This window comes from uncultured Rhodoblastus sp. (assembly GCF_903903185.1).
Lineage (GTDB): Bacteria > Pseudomonadota > Alphaproteobacteria > Rhizobiales > Beijerinckiaceae > Rhodoblastus.
On record NZ_CAIUXT010000152.1, the window covers coordinates 1 to 1616 of the forward strand.

A 1616-nucleotide genomic window follows, 5' to 3' on the forward strand; every position below is an offset into this window, starting at 1 on the left:
ATTGTCGAAAAACGTCATGGAGCGCGTCTGCCGCAAAGGCGACGGGCTGTTTCCCGCGCCGAGCGAAATCAAAATGTCCTGCTCCTGCCCCGACGGGGCGCGCATGTGCAAACATGTGGCGGCCACGCTTTACGGCGCGGCCGCAAGGCTGGACGCGACGCCGGACCTGATCTTCGCCTTGCGTGGCGTCGAAAGTGCCGAATTGATCGTCCATGCGGGGGCCGATCTTCCGATCACACAAAGCGGCGGCGCTGGAACGCGCATTCTCGCCGATGACGACCTCGCGGCTTTGTTCGGCGTCGAAATGGCGCCAGTGTCCTCTGCGCCAAAAACCTCCGCTGTGAAAAAGGATGCGCGTCCGGCGAAAAACGCGGTTTCTTCAAAGGCGCCAAAGACCGGTCAGGTCGGTAAGTCCGCGCAAACGGCAACGAAGACTTCGACGACGAAAGGCTCCACCATCGTGTCTTCCGCCACTGCGCGCAAAAAATCGCCCTCGAAAGCCGGGACCACGAAGAGCGGTAGCGGTCGCGCCGTCGCGGAAAAGATCAAACCGCCCGGAAAGACGATCCAGGTTGCGACGGCTGCTCCCAAGAGACAGACAGCCTCAATTTCGTCTACGGCTCAGCAAGAAGAAACGTCTTCACAACGTCGCGTTCGCACCAAGGCGGCGAGGTGGATAAAGCGCCCATGAAAGCCCGCGTTCCGGCTGAAAGGAGGCATTCCCGAGCGACCATGAAGGACGTGGCTGCGCCAAATCCGGTCATTCCCGGACAGGATGGCTATCGCGCGGAGTCGGCGGAAAGCCGCCGTTTGATATGCTACTCCTCTATCAGCGACCGGCGTGTCGGTTGCCAAACGTCGTTTTCTAGACCCGACAGAAAGAATGTCACCAATCCTCTTCGCAAAGCTCCCCGGCCTGCCGCCAGTCTTCGAAAATGGCCGACTGAGCGTCTTCCAAGGCGATTTTACCTTGGCAGACGAGCCAGGACAGGCACACCTCTATGGCGTCTTTTTCCCGCGCCTCGCCGATGGGCTGTAGGGAGAGATTGCGCCGGTCGATCGTGGCGCCGCCGAGGGCGAGCGGAACGACATGGTCAAGTTCGTATTGGTTACGGCGTTCGATGGGTTCGCCGACGGCGGCCAGCATCTCGGCCTTGATCCGCTTCATGTCCGCGACATATGGACGAACCGTTCGCGTCCATCCCGCCGTGCAGATCGTCTCCGTGATCGTCGCCTGCGTGACCGCTGGGTTCAGGGCAAGCCCTGTCGGCTCGGCGGCGATGGCCGCAGTTGCTATCAGCCAGACCGCCAGAGAGATTGAGAATCTCGTCGAGATTTCGGCAATTGTCACGTCATCATTCCCTACTGGACTGACCGGCCTCCGAACATTGCCGGTTCCTGGTAATTACCCACCCCCATTTTTAGGCGCGGTTTTTTTGCGACTTCAGGCCAGGGTGCCGAGGATCGTCTGGAATGGGTTTGCGCCCTTGAGCCTTGCGGTGTCGACGGCCGTGCGCACGTCCGCCTCGGCCTGTGCGGCCCACATGGCGCGATAGCCATTCGTGACTTTGCGCTGGATCACACAGGGCCGCAGCGCTCGCTCCGAACCGTTGTTG

At 60.9% G+C, this 1616-nt stretch carries 2 protein-coding genes and 1 pseudogene; 1 reads left to right on the forward strand and 2 read right to left on the reverse strand.

Annotated elements, in window-relative coordinates:
- The first annotated feature begins 178 nt into the window (after window positions 1–178).
- A complete protein-coding gene (locus QZY01_RS14505; RefSeq protein WP_294538205.1) occupies window positions 179–691 on the forward strand; it encodes a hypothetical protein in 513 nt (170 codons plus the stop codon).
- Between the two features lie 195 nt (window positions 692–886).
- On the opposite strand, the gene QZY01_RS14510 is transcribed toward QZY01_RS14505, so the two are convergent.
- The gene (locus QZY01_RS14510) at window positions 887–1351 is read right to left on the reverse strand and encodes a hypothetical protein (protein ID WP_294538207.1); all 465 of its coding nucleotides are present in this window, start codon (window positions 1349–1351) and stop codon (window positions 887–889) included.
- Between the two features lie 93 nt (window positions 1352–1444).
- Window positions 1445–1616 (reverse strand): annotated as a pseudogene (locus QZY01_RS14515) (IS66 family transposase); the annotation flags it as partial.